Below are 18855 nucleotides of genomic sequence, written 5' to 3'. Positions count from 1 at the left end.
GGATGAAGCTGGCACGCCCTGACTTGTTCCATCCCCGGATCGTGCTGGCCGGATGTCCGAAGTTGGTCACCGGCGACGGCGACGACGACGGCCTGGTGGGCGCCCTGCGAACCCGCGGCCTGAACGCCCGCTGGCTGGCCTGGGACGACCCGGCGACCCTGGACAGTGACCTGGTGATCATGCGAGCCACGTGGGACTACATCGAGCGGCTCGACGAGTTCCTGGCGTGGACCACCCGCGTGCCGCACCTGCTGAACGCTCCCGGGGTGGTGCGGTGGAACACCGACAAGACCTACCTCGAGGACCTGGCCGTCGCCGGGGTGCCGGTGGTGGAGAGCGAATTCTTCGCTCCGGGTGAGATCGTGCACCTGCCCGCCGGCGAAGTGGTGGTCAAACCCGCGGTGGGTGCGGGTTCGGTGGGTGCTTTACGTTTCACCGACCACAGCGCCGCCCGCGACCATGCCGCCACCCTGCAGGAATCCGGGGCCACCGCGATGGTGCAGCCCTACGACCCCCGGGTGGAGCAGGGGGAGACGGCCTTGGTGTTTCTGGCCGGCCGGCAGTCGCACGCGTTCACCAAGGGGCCGATGCTGCCGCCGCCGGGCAGCACACCGGTGTTCGACGAGTCCGGCACCTACGCCGAGGAGTCGCTGTCGGCTGCCGACCCGGACGTCGCACTGTGGGATGTGGGCCAGGCGGCGCTGGCCGCCGCTGCGGCACACCTGGGCTGCACCCCGCAGGACTTCCTCTACGCGCGGGTGGATCTGTTGGGCGGCCACCGGGATCCGCTGCTGCTGGAGCTGGAGTTGGTGGAGCCGTCACTGGGCTGGCGGCAACTGGGCAGCAGCGAGCGCGACGTCAAGCAGCGGGACTTCGCCCTGGCCGTCGAATCAGCGCTGGAGAAGCTCGGGCTCGGTCCGCTGTCGCACCGTTCTCGGCCGTAGGGACGCCCACAGCGCCGCTGTGGCCGCCGTGCAGGCGCCGGCGCCGGCCACGTGTACCGCCACCAGCGCCTCGGGCACGCCGGTGAAGAACTGCACCGCGCCCAGCAGCCCCTGTGCCACCACCAGCGCGATCAGCACGTAGAGCCGGAGCATGACGGCCTTGGGCGCGTTGACGGCCCAGAGTCCGAAGCCCAGGCCCACCACCAGCGCCAGGAAGGCGATCAGCAGCGACGAGTGCGCGTGCACCAGTGTGGTGATCTCGATCTGCAGCCGGGCGACGGGCCGTTCGATGCTCTTGTCGCCGGCGTGGGGGCCCGCCCCGGTGACCAGCGTGCCGGTGACCAGGACCGCGGCCAGGGTGACGCCGGTGAGCGCGGACAGTAGCCGCAGCTGCCGGGGCGCGGTCGGGGTGGGCACACCGTCGTCGGGTTCGCCGATCTTGACGAACAGCAGGGTTGCCACCCACACCATGGCCATCGAGGCCAGCAGATGGATCGCCACGGTCCACCACAGCAGCCCGGTCAGCACGGTGATGCCGCCGATGACGGCCTGAACCACGGTCGACAGCGGCATCAACCAGGCATACAACCTGACCTCGCGGCGCCGGTGCGCGCGCGTCACGGCGATCACGGCGGCGGCCGCGGTGGCCACCACGGCGAAGGTCAGCATCCGGTTGCCGAATTCGACGGCCTGGTGGATGCCCGCGACCTCGGGATGGGGGACGGGGGTGAAGCTGCCCGGGAAGCACTGTGGCCAGGTGGGGCAGCCCAGGCCGGAGGCGGTGACGCGCACGATGGCGCCGGTGACGGCGATGCCGCCCTGGGTCAGGATGACCAGTGCGCCGATGATCCGCTGGGTACGCAGACTCGCTGCGGGAAGCCGGTCGACCAGCCGCTGAAACCACACGTTGAACAGAGTAGGGGAGAGTTAACTACCGGCTGTAGTAGGGGTTACCAGGGGTAGCAGGATGTTGTCGACCAACCGGACCGCCAAGTCGTCGTCGATGGGATCGTCGGTGATCAGCAGCCGGTGCCACAGCACACTTTGGGCCAGTTCCCGCAGGATGTCGACATCGACATCGGCGCGTACCTCACCGCGCGCGACGCCGCGGGCCAGCAGTTCGCCCATCTGTTCCTTGCGCCACCCGATCACCTCCGAGCGGAAGGCGTCGGCGAGCACATCGTCGTGGCTCATCGCAGCGATCACCGCGCGCAGCAGCGGTGCCGTCGGCCCCGTGAACAGCGCCACCCAGCCGCGCAGGGTGGCCAGCATGTCGGTGCGGTAGCTGCCGGTGTCGGCGGCGGGTATGGCCGTGGTAGCCATGGTCAGCAGGGTGTCGCGGACCAGCGCCTGGCTGTCGGGCCAGCGCCGATACAGGACTGGCTTGCTGGTGCCTGCCGCGGCGGCGACGGCCTCCATGGTGACGCCCGCGGCGCCGCGGGCGGCGACCAGCTCCAGCACCGCGGCGCGGATGGCGGCCTCGAGTTCGGCTCCACGACGACGTTGCACGATCCTCCTAAAGACACGCTTGCGTTTCTTATGTCGGCAGCCTACCGTAAGAAACGTAACCGTACCCAACCGCCGAGAGGATCCGCCATGACCACCTGTCCTGTGCTGTATCCGATGCGCACCGTCGACTCGGCGACGATCCGTCACACCACAGCGCCGCACCTTCGCCGCCGGGTCACCATCGACCACCGACCGCTGCCCGGGATCACCCCGGCCGAACTGCTGGACTGGTTCGGCCACATCGGCGAGACCATGACCTACAACGGTGAGAAAACCGCGCGCTACCTGGCCTGGCATCCGATCGACCACATCGACTGGGAACTGGCCCGGGCCGCCCGGGGCGGGGGAGCCGCAGAGGGGGCGCGGTTCCGCATCGTCGAGCAGTTCGGCCGCCCCGACTTTCGTGTCGACGTCGTCGACCGAGTGGAGAAGCTCGACGACACCGGGATCCGACTCGTGCAGCGCGCAGCGGGAGTCCCGATCCTGCAGCTGGAGCACACCTGGTCGGCGGGTGCAGACGGCACCCACTACGTCACGGTCTTGGACATCGGGGCGCGCTCGGCGCTGCTCACACCGGTGAACTACCTTCTGACCCGCAAATTCCCCGACCCGATGGTGCGGGCCTGGGTCAGGCACAACATCGAAGAGGTGGGGCGCCTGGAGTTCTTGGTGCCCCAGCTCAGGTGAAGCGGAACCACCGCAACGCGCACACCGCGGCCACCGCGCCCCACGCTGTCAGAACAGCCAGCCCGAACCAGTCCACCGACATCGACATCGCCTGCGTCAGCGCCTCGGTGAGTGCACCCGAGGGAGTCAACCGGGCCACCCACTGCACCGCCGACGGCACTGTCTCGCCCTCCAGCGTCAGCGCCCCGAGTCCGGCGAAGACGAACCACAGCAGGTTGGCCAGGGCCAGCACGATCTCGGCTTTCAGGGTGCCGCCCAACAGCAGGCCCAGTGCGGCGAAACCCGCCGTGCCCAGGGCGATGATCACCGCTCCGACCAACAAGCCGACCGGGCTGGGCCGCCAACCCAGCGCCAGTCCGATGGCACCGAGGATGACCGCCTGCAGGAACACCACGGCGACCACGGCCAGGGACTTGCCGACGATGATGCCCCACACCGGAAGTGCCGTGGCGCCAAGGCGTTTCAGCGCGCCGTAACGCCGGTCGAAGGCCACGGCGATGGCCTGGCCGGTGAATGCCGTGGAGATCACCGCCAGTGCCATGATGGCCGGGACGAACGTCGCCGCGCGATTCTCGCCGAACGAGCCCAGCGGCAGCAGGGTCAGGCCCACCAGCAGCGTGATGGGGATGAACATCGTCAGCAGCAGTTGTTCGCCGTTGCGCAGCAACAACTTCAGCTCGAGGCCGAACTGTGCCTTGAGCATCTCGGCCACGGTGTTGGGCCGTGGATCGGGGGTGAAGGTCCCGGAGGGGAAAAGCCCCTCGGTAGAGGACGACGTCGTCATCGCAACTCCCGGCCGGTCAATTCGAGGAAGACGTCCTCGAGGCTGCGTTGCTCCACCCGCATGTCAGTGGCCAGCACGTCGAGCCGGGCGCACCAGGCTGTCACGGTGGCCAGCACCTGCGGATCGATGTGCCCTTCCACCCGATACTCCCCGGGGGCGATCTCGACGGCCCGGTAGTTCTCCGGTAGGGCGCTGACGAGCAGGGACAGGTCAAGTTTGCGGGGTGCGGTGAACCGCAACTGGTCCTCGGCGCCGCTGCGCATCAGCTCGGCCGGCGTGCCTTCGGCGACGGCCACTCCGTGGTCGATGATGATCAGCCGGTCGGCCAGTTCTTCGGCCTCTTTCAGCTGGTGTGTGGTCAGCACCACGGTGACCCCGTCGCGGCGCAGCCCGTCGATCAGCTCCCACACCACCAGCCGGGCGTGGGCGTCCATCCCGGCCGTCGGCTCGTCGAGGAACACCAGCTCAGGGCGTCCCACCAGCGCGCACGCCAGCGCCAGGCGCTGCTGCTGGCCACCGGAGAGCCGTCGATAGGTGGTACGCGCGACATCGGTCAGCCCGAGGGTGTGCAACAGCCACTGCGGGTCCAGGGGATTGGCGGCGTAGGCGGCCACCAGGTTCAGCATCTCTCCGGCGCGGGCCGCCGGATACCCGCCGCCGCCCTGCAACATCACGCCGATGCGGGCCCGCAGCCGGGCGTTGTCGACGAACGGATCCAGACCCAGAACCTCGATGGTGCCACCGTCGGGGCGCAGGAAACCCTCACACATCTCGACAGTGGTGGTCTTGCCCGCGCCGTTGGGGCCCAACAGGGCCAGCACCTCGGCGGGCTGCACCTCGAGATCCAGACCGGAAACGGCGGTGACCTCGCCGTAGCGTTTGGTGACCCCGTGCAGTCGCAGGGGTACGGGTGCAGTCGACCTCACGGAGACTCAGCGTAGGCGTCGGGTGTGGTGCGGGTTGATCGTGGTGCTCCCGGGGGTTCCGGCGGGTCGGTTTCGCTGACCGGCGGCGCCACCGCGCGCCAGGGCAGCCGTCGGAAGGTGAGGCCGATGAGGATCAGCACGATGATCGTGCTGGCCACGGTCGCATCGACGATCTGGAAGAGCGCGAACCGGTCCCCGTTGGCGGTGGGGCCGAAGATCCCGACCACCAAGGTCCCGACGATGGCCGCGGTGCGAAAGCCCGGACGGGTGGCCCAGCACGCCAGCGGAATGATGGCCCAGAGCAGATACCAGGGCTGCACCACCGGCGACAGCAGGAGTGTGGCTCCCAGGGCCACGCCGAGCCCGCCGACCGGATGCAGCCGGCCGCGCAGCACCGAGAGCAGCAGCCAGCTGACCACCACCGTGATGATCAGCACGCCGATGGCGCGAGTCAGGCCCAGTACCGCGGTGGTGTGGTCGCCGAGCCCCAGCAGGATGCCCACCTGGCCGGTGCCCAGGGCGATCAGCGTGGGCGGCGACATCCAACTGCGCACCACGTTGGCCGTGCCCAGGGTGAACAGCCAGCCGAATCCGAGACCGCTGGCCCAGCCGATGACGACCATGACGGCCAGTGACACCGCACCCAGGCTGCAGCTGGCGATCAAGAAGGCTCTGAAGCTGCCGCCCCATCGACAGGCCAGGGCCATCGCGACGAAACCCAGCGCCAGCAGCGACGGCAACTTGACCTGCGACGACAGGGTGATCAGGACGGTGCCCGCCACCAACAGCCCCAGAGGCGCCCACGCGGCCCACTGCACCCGGCCGCGGGGCAGGCGCAGTGGCCGGGGGATCAGCCGGTGGGTGCCTTCGACCCCACGCAGGGCGAATTCGGTGCCTGCGAGCATCAGGCCCAGCATCAACGCCTCGTTGTGGATGCCCGCCACCAGGTGCATGAACAGCAGGGGATTGGTGGGACCCAGCCACAGCGCGGACACTTCGGCGACCCCGCAGCGACGCGCCAGCCGCGGGGTGGCCCAGACGATCAGACCCACGCCCACCAGCACCACCAGCCGGTGGCACAGCACCGCCCAGACGATGTTCTCGCCGGTCAGGGCCGAGATGCCTTCGCCGAGCCACAGGAACAGTGGGCCGTAGGGCGCCGGGGTCTCGCGCCAGAGACTGGGCACCGAGAGCGTGAACACATGGTCGAGCCCCAGGCCCGGTGCCGGCCCCACGACGTAGGGGTCCTGACCGTCGCGGGCGATCTGGCTCTGCGCCAGGTAGGAGTAGACATCCTTGCTGTACATCGGTGGTGCCACCAGCAGCGGCAGCATCCACAGCACCAGCGTGCGATCCAGTTGGCTGCGCGACATCTTGCGCTTGCCGAGGGCGAACCGGCCCAGCATCAGCCAGGCCAGGGCCATCATCACCGCACCGGTGGTGGTCATCGTCAGCGAGACGGTCTGGATTCGCGATGGCAGGTTCAGCAGCCGCACCCCGAACGTCGGATCCTGCACCACCGGCCGTGCGCCCGCGCCCAGGGCGCCGATCGCCATCAGCACCGTTCCGGTGGCGCCGAACCAGCGGGTCCGGCGCATGGCGACGGTCTCGTCCTCGTTCAGCGGAGAGCCGACGGGACGCTCGTCGCCGTGCCAGCCTGCGATCGACGAACTCCACGAACGTCGACGGTCGGCCATCAGAGCAGACTAACGGCCGGAGTCCGAGGCTCCGTGAGGGTTCCCCAGCGGTGTGCGGGCGCACGAGCACGGCGACCCAGCCCGGGGTCCGGCGCTCTATTCCCGAGTCCGGTGTGACAATTCGGACCGGCATGTAAGGGTGACCTTGCTAGACCGACCCCGGTAATTGCGTCACACTGGTGTTGTGAAAATCCATTCTGAGGTTCCGCGTGCGCATGACGCCGTGCCGGCCACCCAGGACGGACACACCCGTAAAGCCGTAATCCGCCTGCTGCTCGAGTCGGGTTCCATCACGGCAAGTGCCATCGGCGACCGGCTCGGATTGTCCGCGGCCGGCGTCCGGCGTCACCTCGACGCACTGATCGACGCCGGTGACGCCGAGGCCAACGCCGCCGCCGCCTGGCAGCAGGAAGGCCGTGGCAGACCGGCCAAACGTTATCGGTTGACCTCCGCCGGGCGCGCCAAACTCGAGCACGCCTACGACGACCTGGCCTCGGCTGCCATGCGTCAGCTCCGCGAAATCGGCGGAGACCAAGCCATTCAGATGTTCGCGCGCCGCCGCATCGAGTCGATCCTGACCGGGGTGCCGCAGGGCGCCGACGTCGAGGACGGTGCCGACCGGATAGCTGACGCGTTCACCAAAGCCGGTTACGTCACCACCACTGCCAAGGTGGGCGGCGGTGTGCAGATCTGTCAGCACCACTGTCCGGTGTCACACGTCGCCGAGGAGTTTCCCGAACTGTGTGAAGCCGAGGCCAAGGCCATGGCCGAGGTGTTGGGTACTCACGTACAGCGCCTGGCGACCATCAGCAACGGCGACTGCGCCTGCACCACCCACGTGCCGCTCACCAGCTGACCGGCCGACCCCCGAAACATCAGATCGACCTTCGGCACACAGCCCGCGCCGAAGCCAACCAGAGAGCAAGGAGTGTGTCGTCATGACACTCACACCGGAGACGCCACTGACTCAAGAGGAGACCATCGCCTCGCTGGGTAAGTACGGCTACGGCTGGTCCGACTCCGATGTCGCAGGCGCCAGCGCCCAGCGTGGGCTGTCCGAGGCCGTCGTCCGCGACATCTCCGCCAAGAAGAGCGAACCCGAGTGGATGCTCGACGTGCGCCTCAAGGCGCTGCGCACTTTCGACAAGAAGCCGATGCCCAACTGGGGTTCGGAGCTCGACGGCATCGACTTCGACAACATCAAGTACTTCGTGCGCTCCAGCGAGAAGCAGGCGGCCACCTGGGATGACCTGCCCGCCGACATCAAGAACACCTACGACAAGCTGGGCATCCCCGAGGCCGAGAAGCAGCGGCTGGTCTCCGGTGTCGCCGCGCAGTACGAGTCCGAGGTGGTCTACCACTCCATCCGCGAGGACCTCGAGGCCCAGGGCGTCATCTTCCTGGACACCGACTCCGGCCTGCGTGAGCATCCCGAACTGTTCAAGCAGTACTTCGGCACCGTGATCCCGGCCGGTGACAACAAGTTCTCCGCGCTCAACACCGCGGTGTGGTCGGGAGGGTCGTTCATCTACGTGCCCAAGGGCGTCCATGTCGATATCCCGCTGCAGGCCTACTTCCGGATCAACACCGAGAACATGGGCCAGTTCGAACGCACGCTGATCATCGCCGACGAAGACTCCTACGTGCACTACGTGGAAGGGTGCACCGCACCCATCTACAAGAGCGACTCGCTGCACTCGGCTGTTGTCGAGATCGTGGTCAAGCCGGGTGCGCGCGTGCGGTACACCACCATCCAGAACTGGTCGAACAACGTCTACAACCTGGTGACCAAGCGGGCCCGCGCCGAGGCCGGCGCCACCATGGAATGGATCGACGGCAACATCGGGTCCAAGGTCACCATGAAGTACCCGGCCGTGTGGATGACCGGTGAGCACGCCAAGGGTGAGGTGCTCTCGGTGGCGTTCGCAGGTGAAGGGCAGCATCAGGACACCGGCGCCAAGATGCTGCACCTGGCGCCCAACACGTCGAGCAACATCATCTCCAAGTCGGTGGCTCGCGGCGGTGGCCGTGCGTCATATCGCGGCCTGGTGCAGGTGAACAAGGGCGCCCACGGCTCCAAGTCGAGCGTGAAATGTGATGCGCTGCTGGTGGATACCATCAGCCGGTCGGACACCTACCCCTACGTCGACATCCGCGAGGACGACGTGACCATGGGGCACGAGGCCACCGTCTCCAAGGTCAGCGAGGACCAGATGTTCTATCTGATGAGCCGCGGCCTCACGGAGGACGAGGCCATGGCCATGGTGGTGCGCGGTTTTGTCGAGCCCATTGCCAAGGAACTCCCGATGGAGTACGCGCTGGAGCTCAACCGCCTCATCGAGCTGCAGATGGAAGGTGCTGTCGGTTAAATGACGCAAAACCTGACCGAAGCTGTCGAAGGCATCGTCAAGAACAAGGGCGAACTGTTCGCCTCGTTCGACGTCAACGCGTTCGAGGTACCCGGCGGCCGTGACGAGTTGTGGCGGTTCACCCCGCTCAAGCGCCTGCGCGGCCTGCACGACGGGTCCGCGGTCACCTCCGGGTCGGCGGTCATCACCGTCTCCGAGAACCCCGGCGTGACGGTGGAGACCGTCGGGCGCGACGACACCCGCCTGGGAGAGGCCGGCACTCCCACCGATCGGGTTGCCGCACAAGCGTATTCGTCGTTCCAGACGGCCACCGTGGTGACCGTCGCCCGGGACACCGAGGTCGCCGAGCCCATCGAGATCGTGATCGACGGACCCGGCGCCGGCGTGGTGACCTACGAGCACCTGCAGATCCGCGTCGAGGAGCTGTCTCGGGCCACCGTGGTGGTGGACCTGCGCGGCAGCGGCATCCTGGCCGACAACGTCGAGATCATTGTCGGCGACGCCGCCAAGGTGGGCGTCATCTGGATTGCCGACTGGGCCGACGACACCGTGCACGTCAGTGCACACCACGCCAAGTTGGGCAAGGACGCGGTACTGGGGCACGTCAACGTCACCCTGGGCGGCGATGTGGTGCGCACCTCGGCCACCGTCCGGTTCACCGCCCAAGGCGGCGATGCCCAGTTGCTCGGCACGTACTTCGCCGATGACGGCCAGTTCTTCGAGTCGCGGCTACTCGTGGACCACGCTTACCCGAACTGCAAGTCCGATGTGCTGTACAAGGGTGCGCTGCAAGGGGATCCGGATTCCCGCAAGCCCGACGCCCACACCGTGTGGATCGGCGACGTGCTGATCCGCGCGGAGGCCACCGGCACCGACACCTTCGAGATCAACCGGAACCTGGTGCTCACCGACGGCGCCCGCGCCGACTCGGTGCCCAACCTGGAGATCGAGACCGGTGAGATCGTCGGCGCCGGACACGCCAGTGCCACGGGACGTTTCGACGACGAGCAGTTGTTCTACCTGCGCGCCCGGGGTATCCCAGAAGAGCAGGCCCGCCGCTTGGTGGTGCGCGGTTTCTTCAACGAGATCATCGCCAAGATCGCCGTGCCCGCCGTGCGCGAGCGCCTCACCGAAGCCATCGAACGAGAACTAGCCATCACCGAATCGAGAACCGCGTAAATGACCACTCTGGAAATCAAGGACCTGCACGCATCGGTCTTCACCCCGGAAGGGGGCGAGGTCCCGATTTTGAAGGGCGTCGACCTGACCGTGAAATCCGGTGAGACCCATGCCGTCATGGGCCCCAACGGATCCGGCAAGTCCACGCTGTCCTACGCCATTGCCGGGCACCCCAAGTACACCGTCACCTCCGGGTCCATCACGCTCGACGGCCAGGATGTGCTGGAGATGAGCATCGACGAAAGGGCGCGTGCGGGGCTCTTCCTTGCCATGCAGTACCCGGTCGAGGTGCCCGGGGTGTCCATGTCGAACTTCCTGCGCACCGCCGCCACGGCCGTACGCGGCGAGGCTCCCAAGCTGCGGCATTGGGTCAAAGAGGTCAAGGGCGCGATGAGCGATCTGGACATCGACCCGGCCTTCGGCGAACGCAGTGTCAACGAAGGCTTTTCGGGTGGCGAGAAGAAGCGTCACGAGATCCTGCAGCTGGGCCTGCTGAAGCCGAAGATCGCCATCCTCGATGAGACCGACTCCGGTTTGGACGTCGACGCGCTGCGCGTGGTCAGTGAAGGCGTGAACCGCTACAAGGAGACCGAAGATGGCGGCGTCCTGTTGATCACGCACTACACCCGCATCCTGCGCTACATCAAGCCGCAGTTCGTGCATGTGTTCGTGGGCGGGCGCATCGTCGAATCCGGTGGCCCGGAACTGGCCGATGAGCTCGAAGCCGGCGGTTACGAACGCTTCGCCCAGGCTGTGTCCCAGACATAGGAGGTCAAGTGACGACGTCTGTCGGCAAACCTCTCGATGCCGCCGAGCTCACCCGGATCAGGGCGGATTTCCCCATCCTGTCGCGGGTGATGCGCGGCGGCAACCAGCTCGCTTATCTGGATTCCGGTGCCACCTCGCAGCGCCCGCTGCAGGTGCTCGACGCCGAACGCGAATTCCTGCTGAATTCCAACGGCGCTGTGCACCGCGGTGCGCACCAGCTGATGGAGGAATCCACCGACGCCTACGAACAGGGCCGCTTCGACATCGCGGCCTTCGTGGGCGCCGACGTCGACGAGGTGGTGTTCACCAAGAATGCCACCGAGTCGATCAACCTGGTGTCGTATGCGCTGGGTGACAACCGCTTCGAGCATGCTGTGGGTCCGGGTGACGTCATCGTCACCACCGAACTGGAGCACCACGCCAACCTGATCCCGTGGCAGGAACTGGCGCGTCGTACGGGAGCCACGCTGAAGTGGTACGGCGTGACGGACGACGGCCGCATCGACCTGGACTCGCTGGAACTCGACGAGCGGGTCAAGCTCGTCGCCTTCACACACCATTCCAATGTCACAGGCGCGGTGGCGCCGGTGGCGGAACTGGTGGCGCGGGCGAAAGCCGTCGGTGCCCTGACTGTTCTGGATGCCTGCCAGTCGGTGCCGCACCAGCCGGTGGACTTCCACGCACTCGACGTCGATTTCGCGGCGTTCTCGGGCCACAAGATGGTGGGCCCCAACGGTATCGGTGTGCTCTACGGCCGCCGTGAGCTGTTGAATGCCCTGCCGCCCTTCATCACCGGCGGCTCCATGATCGAGACAGTCACCATGGAAACCACCACCTACGCACCCGCGCCGCAGCGCTTCGAGGCGGGTACCCCGATGACGTCACAGGTGGTCGGATTGGCTGCTGCCGCACGCTATCTCGGTGCCATCGGGATGCCGGCCGTCGAAGCGCACGAAGCCGCGTTGGTGGCCGCCGCGCTGGACGGGCTGTCCGCGGTGCCCGGCGTGCGCATCATCGGGCCGATGTCAGGAGAGCTTCGCGGATCACCAGTGTCGTTTGTGGTGGATGGTATCCACGCCCACGACGTCGGTCAGGTGCTCGACGACGAGGGAGTGGCAGTGCGGGTGGGGCACCACTGCGCGTGGCCCCTGCACCGCCGCTTCGGCATCGCGGCCACTGCGCGAGCATCGTTCGCGGTGTACAACACCCTCGACGAGGTGGATCGCCTGGTGGCCGGAGTGAGGCGCGCTGTGGAGTTTTTTGCGTGAGGCTCGAGCAGATGTACCAGGAAGTCATCCTGGACCATTACAAGCACCCGCACCATCGCGGGTTGCGTGATCCCTTCGGGGCCGAAGTGCACCACGTCAACCCCACCTGTGGTGACGAGGTCACGCTGCGGGTGGCGCTGTCCGACGACGGCGAACAGGTGCTCGACATCTCATATGACGGGCAGGGTTGCTCCATAAGCCAGGCCGCGACGTCGGTGCTCACGGATCAGGTGATCGGCCAGACGGTTGGTGACGCGCTGAAGACGGTCGCTGCGTTCTCGGAGATGATCTCGTCCCGCGGAACCGTCGAAGGTGACGAAGATGTGCTCGGTGACGGCATCGCCTTCGCAGGAGTGGCCAAGTACCCGGCGAGGGTGAAGTGTGCGCTCCTGGGATGGATGGCGTTCAAGGACGCGTTGGTGCAGGCAAAGGAGAAGGTGAAGTGAGCGATACCCCGATCAACGAAGAACTGCTTGCCGACGTCGAAGAGGCCATGCGCGACGTGGTGGACCCCGAGCTTGGCATCAACGTGGTGGATCTCGGCCTTGTGTACGGCCTTGATGTCGAGGACGCGGAGGCCGGACGGGTTGCGCTGATCGACATGACCCTCACCTCGGCCGCCTGCCCGCTGACCGATGTCATCGAGGACCAATCGCGCACCGCTCTGGTGGGTGCCGGCCTGGTCAGCGAGATCAAGATCAACTGGGTGTGGAACCCGCCGTGGGGCCCGGACAAGATCACCGAAGATGGCCGCGAACAGTTGCGCGCGCTCGGCTTCACCGTCTGACCGCAGTCTTGTCGCCTGATCACGGTGTGCGCGCGACACGCATGCACGATTTGCGCGACACGCCGATGAGATTGTGGTGCTGACCAGCGGTGCGGGTGGCCCGCTGACACCCCTGTTCGAGGGTTTGCCACGGTAGGACGTTTCGCTTGCCAGTGCCCTCATAGGCAACAAATCCCCAGGTGAACGGCGAGTTCACGCTCGTCAGGCCGACCCCTGGATGTGGGCTGTGAACAGTCCAAGAAGTGCATGCACAGCAAAATGGCACAGGTGTAATGGCTGGTGCGGCAGTTTGCTGGTCGATCGATTGTCGACGCATGTCAGGCTTATCTGCCGGCTTGCGGTCAGCCGTTGTTGCCATAGGTGAAGCCCGATTATGGTTAAATTCACGGCGCCTCTCTGGAATGCGATTTTGCCGTAGGCAAACTCCCCGGCAATGCGCGTTACAGCGGCCTCGATCTGATGTTTCCGCAAATTCGAGTACACCTTGCTGAAGATCCCTGCTGGTAAAGCGCAATCTGATGAACCGTTAGATTTCAGCGCTGTTTCGGCGCTGACCACAGAGTCGGCAGGCAAATGAAGTTGCCGCTTTAACTAACGGTTGCGCAAAAACTCAGCTACATTTCAGCTTGCGTAGTCCTCGACGAACACCACGAGGTCACGTACTCGGGAACGGCCGGCCAACGGGCCCGAGAGCAGCGGAAACGGGTTTCAATGCCGATCCGTCTCCGCAGTGCAAGCAGTCTTTGACACGTACTGAAATCCCTGCGGTCGGCGACCTTTCGTCGGCGTATTCGGTCGCCCTCAGCGAACTCTTGTGTGATGGCTAAAACATGTCCGGACGCGCTCGGCGCAGCAGCTGACCCCGTAACACCCGAACGAGGTATCTGCACAATGGCTGGTCGCTCTCGCGTGAATGCCCACGCAGGTTCGCGCAACAAGAAACGTAGGAAACCGACCTCCAAAAAACCGCTCCCGTGCACCTACTGGCTGGGCGTCGGAGTCGTCGCTGCGGGGATCGGCGCAGCGATGGGGACCGCGGGTGTCGCCGCTGCAGCCGACGGGTCAACGGGTGCCTCGTCGAGCAGTTCGTCCAGCAGTGCGTCGAGCAGTGCGGCCGACAAGGACAGTGACAACGGTGCATCCACGGACAGCGAGACCACGAACACCGATGCCAACGACACCGACGACAGCGACACCGATGACGCCGGCACCCACGACACCGACACCGACGCGGACGACACCGACACCGACACCGACACCGATGACGCCGGCGCCGAGGATTCCGACAGCTCGGAAGACGACACCGAAGCGGAAGACGACACCGACACCGACGGAGATGACGCTGCCGCGGACAGCGGCGAAGACACCGCCGCGGTGAAGCCGGTTTCGTCCGGCTCGGGCGACGGCTACCAGAACACGAACACCTCGGAGCCGCAGACCTCTGTCAAGGCAGTGTCCGTCAAGACCGAGGCAGACGCAGCCGTCGAGCCGGCGGGAAAGGCGAGTGACATCGCCGAGGTGCCGGCGGCGCTCACGAGCGCCACGCCGGAGGCTCAGGTGACCGCAAGCACCGCGGCCGTGGCCGAGACCAGCACTGCTGACGCGGCGCTGGTTGCAGGTCGTGTCACCGTGGGCACCATGATCGTCGACGTCATGACATGGATCGGCCTGCCGCCGCCGCCGTCGGCTGCCAGACTGCTGCCGATCGGCCTGCCGGGTTTTGTCGAGTCGTTCTGGGTGTCGCTGCGTACGCAGATGTACCGCACGCCGGGACAACCGGCCCAGCCCGGAGGGCCACCGGAACCGGGGCAACCTCAGCAACCGGAACAGCCAGGATCAGGATTGCCGAACAGCAGTGATCTGCCGCTGGTGTGGGAGACGAACTTCACCAGCATCGACGAGGCGCTGAAGTATTGGGGTGTGCAGACCGGTCGGTGGGGCCAGTCGGCCGGCGAGAACCAGTACTACACCGACTTCGGCAATGTCTACCTCAACGACGAAGGCCATGTCGTCATCGTCACCCGGCAGGAAACCGCTCCCGACGGACTCGGCGCCCCGCACAACTACACCTCCACCCGGCTGGTCACCTACGGCAAGGCCTCGGTGACGGTGGGACAGCGGATCGTCGCCCGCATCCAGATGCCGTACACGCAGGGCAGCTTGCCGGCGTTCTGGACTGTCGGCATGGAACCGGGACACGAGTTCGACTGGCCCCGGCAGGGCGAGATCGACATCGTGGAGCTCCCCGGATTCGGCGACATCGACGCCAGCAAGTACTGGACCGGCAACATCCACGGCCCCGCGCAGGGCGACAACACCGTCGACGTGAAGCTGCACGGCAACGACGCCGACATCGGTGTCGACCTGTCGCAGGGTTTCCACGAGTACGGCATCGACTGGTACTCCGACCGGATCGTCTGGCACGTGGACGGCAAGCAGGTCGGCGAGATCACGCAGGCGCAGTACGAGGCTCTCGGCGGCGACTGGACGCCGTTCTCCGGTGCCTGGCCGCACTACCTGATCCTCAACAACGCGGTGGGCAATCCCTGGACCGGTGACCCCGACGAGACGTCCGTCTTCCCGATGGAGATGACGATCGACTGGGTGAAGGTGTACGACCTCTGAGAACCACCCCACAAAGCCCCGGCGGCAGCCGTGGCCGCCGGGGTTTGTGCTCTGCGGGAACACGCCCAGCAGAGACCGCGTTGAACACCACGTGGCAACTCGAGATATCACAGCCGAACAGTTCAACGACACCATCAACGACAACGAGATCGTGTTGGTCGACTTCTGGGCGTCGTGGTGCGGTCCGTGCCGTGCGTTCGCCCCGACGTTCGCGAAGTCCTCGGAGCAGCATTCCGATGTGGTGTTCGCCAAGGTCGACACCGAGGCCGAGCAGCAGCTGGCTGCTGCCGCGCAGATCCGGTCCATCCCCACGCTGATGGCCTTCAAGAAGGGCAAGCTGGTGTTCAACCAGGCCGGCGCCCTTCCGCCCGCCGCGCTGGAGGACTTGATCCAGCAGGTGAAGGACTTCGACGTGGAAGCGGCGGCAGCTGCGGCCGCTGCCGACGGCAACACCACAGAAGCGTGATCGGCCGGGATGGCACACGCTAACGTGCCATCCCGTGAGCAGCGACAACTTTGTCCTCGTCGATCGCCCCCGGGACCAGGTGGCCCTGGTGACGCTGAATCGCCCCGAGCGGATGAACTCGATGGCGTTCGACGTCATGGTGCCGTTGAAAAAGGCGCTGGACCAGCTCAACGACGACAACAGCGTGCGGGCCGTGGTGCTCACCGGCGCCGGGCGGGGATTCTCGTCGGGGGCCGACCACAAATCCGCAGGCAGCGTCCCGAACGTCGACGGGCTGACCCGGCCGAGTTTCGGACTGAGGTCCATGCAGGTGCTCGACGATGTGATTCTCGGTCTGCGGCGGTTGCATCAACCCGTGATCGCGGCGGTGAACGGCGCCGCCATCGGCGGCGGACTGTGTTTGGCGCTGGCCTGTGACATCCGGGTGGCGGGCGCGGCCGCGTACTTCCGCGCCGCCGGCATCAACAACGGGCTGACCGCCAGTGAACTGGGCCTGTCCTATCTGCTGCCACGAGCGATCGGGACCTCGCGGGCCTTCGAACTGATGCTCACCGGCCGCGACGTGGACGCCGTCGAAGCGGAGCGGATCGGCTTGGTGTCGCGGCAGGTTCCCGACGACCAGCTGCTGGCGACGGCCCTGGAGATGGGGGAGCGAATCGCGTCGTTCTCACGTCCGGGAATCGAGTTGACGAAGCGCACGCTATGGAGTGGGCTGGACGCCGGTACCCTAGAGGGGCACATGCAGGCAGAAGGCCTGGGCCAGCTCTACGTACGCCTGCTCACCTCGAACTTCGAAGAAGCGGTAGCGGCGCGCGCGCAGCAGCGGCCAGCGGTCTTCACTGACGACAAGACCTGACACCGCGGACGCGGTGTCTTCTGCGCGAGGAGCTTGACCGGTGATCACCGCAACGGACCTGGAGGTTCGTGCCGGCGCACGTACGTTGTTGGCCGCGGAAGGACCCGCCCTGCGGGTACAGCCAGGTGACCGGATCGGGCTGGTGGGACGTAACGGCGCTGGGAAGACCACCACGTTGCGGATCCTGGCCGGTGAGGGCGAGCCCTACGCCGGCACTGTCACCCGCACCGGCGAGATCGGCTATCTGCCGCAGGATCCCAAAGAGGGCGATCTGGATGTGTTGGCCCGCGACCGGGTGCTCTCGGCGCGTGGTCTGGACGTGCTGATGACCGACCTCGAGAAGCAGCAGGTGCTGATGGCCGAGGTCGCCGACGACGTTGCCAGGGACAAGGCGGTGCGCCGCTACGGTCAACTGGAAGAGCGGTTCGCCGCGCTCGGCGGATACGCCGCCGAGAGCGAAGCCGGCCGGATCTGTGCCAGCCTGGGACTTCCCGACCGCGTGCTCACCCAGCCGCTGCGCACCCTCTCCGGCGGTCAGCGCCGTCGTGTCGAGTTGGCCCGCATCCTGTTCGCGGCCTCGGATTCCGGCTCGGGTTCAGCGACCACGCTGCTTCTCGACGAGCCCACCAACCACCTGGACGCCGACTCCATCGTCTGGCTTCGTGACTTCCTCAAGAGCCACACCGGCGGTCTGATCGTGATCAGCCACGACGTCGAACTGCTGGCCGCCGTGGTGAACAGGGTGTGGTTCCTGGACGCCGTGCGCGGCGAAGCCGATGTCTACAACATGGGCTGGCAGAAGTACCTCGACGCTCGCGCCACCGATGAACAGCGTCGCCGCCGCGAGCGGGCCAATGCCGAGAAGAAGGCCTCCGCCCTGCGGGCGCAGGCCGCCAAGATGGGTGCCAAGGCAACCAAAGCCGTTGCGGCGCAGAACATGTTGCGCCGTGCGGAACGCATGATGGCCGAGCTGGACGACGAGCGGGTGGCCGACAAGGTGGCCCGGATCAAGTTTCCGACGCCCGCGCCCTGTGGCCGTACCCCGCTGGTGGTCAAGGGACTGAGCAAGAACTACGGGTCGCTGGAGATCTTCACCGGCCTCGACCTGTCCATCGACCGCGGGTCCCGGGTTGTGGTGCTGGGTCTCAACGGTGCGGGCAAGACCACGCTGCTGCGTCTGTTGGCCGGCGTGGAGACCCCGGATTCCGGCGGCCTCGACCCGGGGCACGGCCTCAAGATCGGCTATTTCGCGCAGGAGCACGACACCCTCGACGACCACGCCTCGGTGTGGGAGAACATCCGCCACGCCGCTCCCGACACCGGTGAGCAGGACCTGCGCGGTTTGCTGGGCGCGTTCATGTTCACCGGCGCGCAGCTGGATCAACCGGCGGGCACCCTTTCTGGCGGTGAGAAGACCCGGCTGGCGTTGGCAGGTCTGGTCGCGTCCGCGGCGAATGTGCTGCTGCTCGACGAACCCACCAACAACCTGGACCCGGCTTCGCGGGAACAGGTGCTGGACGCGCTGCGCAGCTATCTGGGGGCGGTGGTGCTGGTGACGCATGACCCGGGTGCGGCCGAGGCGCTGAACCCGCAACGCGTGGTACTGCTGCCTGACGGCACCGAAGATTTCTGGTCCGACGAGTATCGGGAACTCATCGAACTCGCTTGACGCGACTTTGTTTTCGCCGCGCCGTTTTGCGTGATTCGGGTCACACACAGCGCTACTCTGCCTAATCTGGAGGTGCGTTCGGGGTCCTGTTCCACTGCGGAAGGCGTCGATGAGGAAAATGGACAAGGAGCGTGAGCAACTGCTCGGCGAGCTCCGGTTCGCGTACGAGAACGGCGCGAGTATCCGGACGCTGGCGGCCACCACGGGGCGGTCGTACGGGTCCATCCACAGCATGCTGCTGGAGTCGGGGACGACGATGCGCAGCCGCGGGGGACCCAATCACCGCACCCGGCTCAGATGATGGCCGGGTTTGCGGTGAGG

Annotated in this window: 18 protein-coding genes and 1 pseudogene; 14 read left to right on the top strand and 5 right to left on the bottom strand. The window is 66.5% G+C overall.

Annotated elements, in window-relative coordinates:
- The first annotated feature begins 2 nt into the window (after positions 1-2).
- Positions 3-944 (top strand): ATP-grasp domain-containing protein, encoded by a 942-nt coding sequence (locus BVC93_RS28370; protein WP_083741427.1) that lies wholly within the window; start codon positions 3-5, stop codon positions 942-944.
- Here BVC93_RS28370 and BVC93_RS28365 read toward each other — a convergent pair.
- Positions 891-1850 (bottom strand): COX15/CtaA family protein, encoded by a 960-nt coding sequence (locus BVC93_RS28365; RefSeq protein ID WP_236950165.1) that lies wholly within the window; start codon positions 1848-1850, stop codon positions 891-893. The genes BVC93_RS28370 and BVC93_RS28365 overlap by 54 nt on opposite strands.
- A 21-nt stretch (positions 1851-1871) precedes the next feature.
- On the bottom strand, positions 1872-2453 hold the full coding sequence (locus BVC93_RS28360) for a TetR/AcrR family transcriptional regulator (protein ID WP_083740311.1): 582 nt from the start codon (positions 2451-2453) through the stop codon (positions 1872-1874).
- Between the two features lie 87 nt (positions 2454-2540).
- Here BVC93_RS28360 and BVC93_RS28355 point away from each other — a divergent pair, with 87 nt between their 5' ends.
- Positions 2541-3140, top strand: a complete 600-nt coding sequence (locus tag BVC93_RS28355; protein WP_236950164.1) for a hypothetical protein — start codon at positions 2541-2543, stop codon at positions 3138-3140.
- On the opposite strand, the gene BVC93_RS28350 is transcribed toward BVC93_RS28355, so the two are convergent.
- From BVC93_RS28350 to mptB, 3 genes are read right to left on the bottom strand one after another with little or no spacing between them, the layout of a single operon-like run.
- Positions 3133-3924 carry an ABC transporter permease gene (locus tag BVC93_RS28350; RefSeq protein WP_083740310.1) on the bottom strand — a complete coding sequence of 264 codons (792 nt, stop codon included), beginning with the start codon at positions 3922-3924 and terminating at the stop codon, positions 3133-3135. The two genes, BVC93_RS28355 and BVC93_RS28350, sit on opposite strands and share 8 nt — an antisense overlap.
- Positions 3921-4850, bottom strand: coding sequence for an ABC transporter ATP-binding protein (locus BVC93_RS28345; protein ID WP_083740309.1), 930 nt, complete (start codon positions 4848-4850; stop codon positions 3921-3923). The genes BVC93_RS28350 and BVC93_RS28345 overlap by 4 nt, the downstream gene beginning before the upstream one ends.
- Positions 4847-6547, bottom strand: coding sequence for a polyprenol phosphomannose-dependent alpha 1,6 mannosyltransferase MptB (gene mptB, locus BVC93_RS28340; protein WP_083740308.1), 1701 nt, complete (start codon positions 6545-6547; stop codon positions 4847-4849). Before mptB ends, BVC93_RS28345 begins: the two co-directional genes overlap by 4 nt.
- Positions 6548-6713: 166 nt before the next feature.
- Between mptB and BVC93_RS28335 the strand changes: the two are divergent.
- The 12 genes and pseudogenes from BVC93_RS28335 to BVC93_RS28275 all read left to right on the top strand — a co-directional run.
- A pseudogene (locus BVC93_RS28335) lies at positions 6714-7446 on the top strand (helix-turn-helix transcriptional regulator); the annotation flags it as partial.
- Positions 7447-7485: 39 nt separating this feature from the next.
- A complete protein-coding gene (sufB, locus tag BVC93_RS28330) occupies positions 7486-8916 on the top strand; it encodes a Fe-S cluster assembly protein SufB (protein WP_083740306.1) in 1431 nt (476 codons plus the stop codon).
- Positions 8917-10095 (top strand): Fe-S cluster assembly protein SufD, encoded by a 1179-nt coding sequence (sufD, locus tag BVC93_RS28325; RefSeq protein WP_083740305.1) that lies wholly within the window; start codon positions 8917-8919, stop codon positions 10093-10095.
- Positions 10096-10863 (top strand): Fe-S cluster assembly ATPase SufC, encoded by a 768-nt coding sequence (gene sufC, locus BVC93_RS28320; RefSeq protein WP_083740304.1) that lies wholly within the window; start codon positions 10096-10098, stop codon positions 10861-10863.
- 8 nt (positions 10864-10871) lie between these two features.
- Entirely contained in the window at positions 10872-12131 is a 1260-nt protein-coding gene (locus tag BVC93_RS28315) for a cysteine desulfurase (RefSeq protein WP_083740303.1), read from the top strand.
- Between the two features lie 11 nt (positions 12132-12142).
- Complete coding sequence (sufU, locus tag BVC93_RS28310) at positions 12143-12577, top strand: Fe-S cluster assembly sulfur transfer protein SufU (protein ID WP_192860431.1); 435 nt, start codon at positions 12143-12145, stop codon at positions 12575-12577.
- A gap of 47 nt (positions 12578-12624) precedes the next feature.
- Positions 12625-12918: a metal-sulfur cluster assembly factor gene (locus BVC93_RS28305; protein ID WP_442929111.1), complete on the top strand. Its 294-nt coding sequence runs from the start codon at positions 12625-12627 to the stop codon at positions 12916-12918.
- Positions 12919-13944: 1026 nt separating this feature from the next.
- A complete protein-coding gene (locus BVC93_RS34245; protein WP_236950163.1) occupies positions 13945-15543 on the top strand; it encodes a family 16 glycosylhydrolase in 1599 nt (532 codons plus the stop codon).
- Positions 15544-15634: 91 nt separating this feature from the next.
- On the top strand, positions 15635-16009 hold the full coding sequence (gene trxA, locus BVC93_RS28290; RefSeq protein ID WP_083740299.1) for a thioredoxin: 375 nt from the start codon (positions 15635-15637) through the stop codon (positions 16007-16009).
- 34 nt (positions 16010-16043) lie between these two features.
- Positions 16044-16865, top strand: coding sequence for an enoyl-CoA hydratase (locus BVC93_RS28285; RefSeq protein ID WP_083740298.1), 822 nt, complete (start codon positions 16044-16046; stop codon positions 16863-16865).
- Between the two features lie 40 nt (positions 16866-16905).
- The gene (locus BVC93_RS28280) at positions 16906-18534 is read left to right on the top strand and encodes an ABC-F family ATP-binding cassette domain-containing protein (RefSeq protein ID WP_083740297.1); all 1629 of its coding nucleotides are present in this window, start codon (positions 16906-16908) and stop codon (positions 18532-18534) included.
- Between the two features lie 109 nt (positions 18535-18643).
- Complete coding sequence (locus BVC93_RS28275; protein WP_083740296.1) at positions 18644-18835, top strand: helix-turn-helix domain-containing protein; 192 nt, start codon at positions 18644-18646, stop codon at positions 18833-18835.
- The last annotated feature ends 20 nt before the right edge of the window (positions 18836-18855 follow it).

This window comes from Mycobacterium sp. MS1601 (genome assembly GCF_001984215.1).
Taxonomy (GTDB): domain Bacteria; phylum Actinomycetota; class Actinomycetes; order Mycobacteriales; family Mycobacteriaceae; genus Mycobacterium.
The sequence above is the reverse complement of the archived record's forward strand: the minus strand, read 5'-3'. Positions and strand labels throughout refer to the sequence as shown.

Bases quoted from the DNA above. Each gene is read 5' to 3' on its own strand.
- sufU (WP_192860431.1), top strand. From the start codon at position 12,143: ATGTACCAGGAAGTCATCCTGGACCATTACAAGCACCCGCACCATCGC.
- BVC93_RS28350 (WP_083740310.1), bottom strand. From the start codon at position 3,924: ATGACGACGTCGTCCTCTACCGAGGGGCTTTTCCCCTCCGGGACCTTC.
- mptB (WP_083740308.1), bottom strand. From the start codon at position 6,547: ATGGCCGACCGTCGACGTTCGTGGAGTTCGTCGATCGCAGGCTGGCAC.
- sufB (WP_083740306.1), top strand. From the start codon at position 7,486: ATGACACTCACACCGGAGACGCCACTGACTCAAGAGGAGACCATCGCC.
- sufC (WP_083740304.1), top strand. From the start codon at position 10,096: ATGACCACTCTGGAAATCAAGGACCTGCACGCATCGGTCTTCACCCCG.
- BVC93_RS28355 (WP_236950164.1), top strand. From the start codon at position 2,541: ATGACCACCTGTCCTGTGCTGTATCCGATGCGCACCGTCGACTCGGCG.
- BVC93_RS28370 (WP_083741427.1), top strand. From the start codon at position 3: ATGAAGCTGGCACGCCCTGACTTGTTCCATCCCCGGATCGTGCTGGCC.
- BVC93_RS28305 (WP_442929111.1), top strand. From the start codon at position 12,625: ATGCGCGACGTGGTGGACCCCGAGCTTGGCATCAACGTGGTGGATCTC.
- BVC93_RS28275 (WP_083740296.1), top strand. From the start codon at position 18,644: ATGAGGAAAATGGACAAGGAGCGTGAGCAACTGCTCGGCGAGCTCCGG.
- BVC93_RS34245 (WP_236950163.1), top strand. From the start codon at position 13,945: ATGGGGACCGCGGGTGTCGCCGCTGCAGCCGACGGGTCAACGGGTGCC.
- sufD (WP_083740305.1), top strand. From the start codon at position 8,917: ATGACGCAAAACCTGACCGAAGCTGTCGAAGGCATCGTCAAGAACAAG.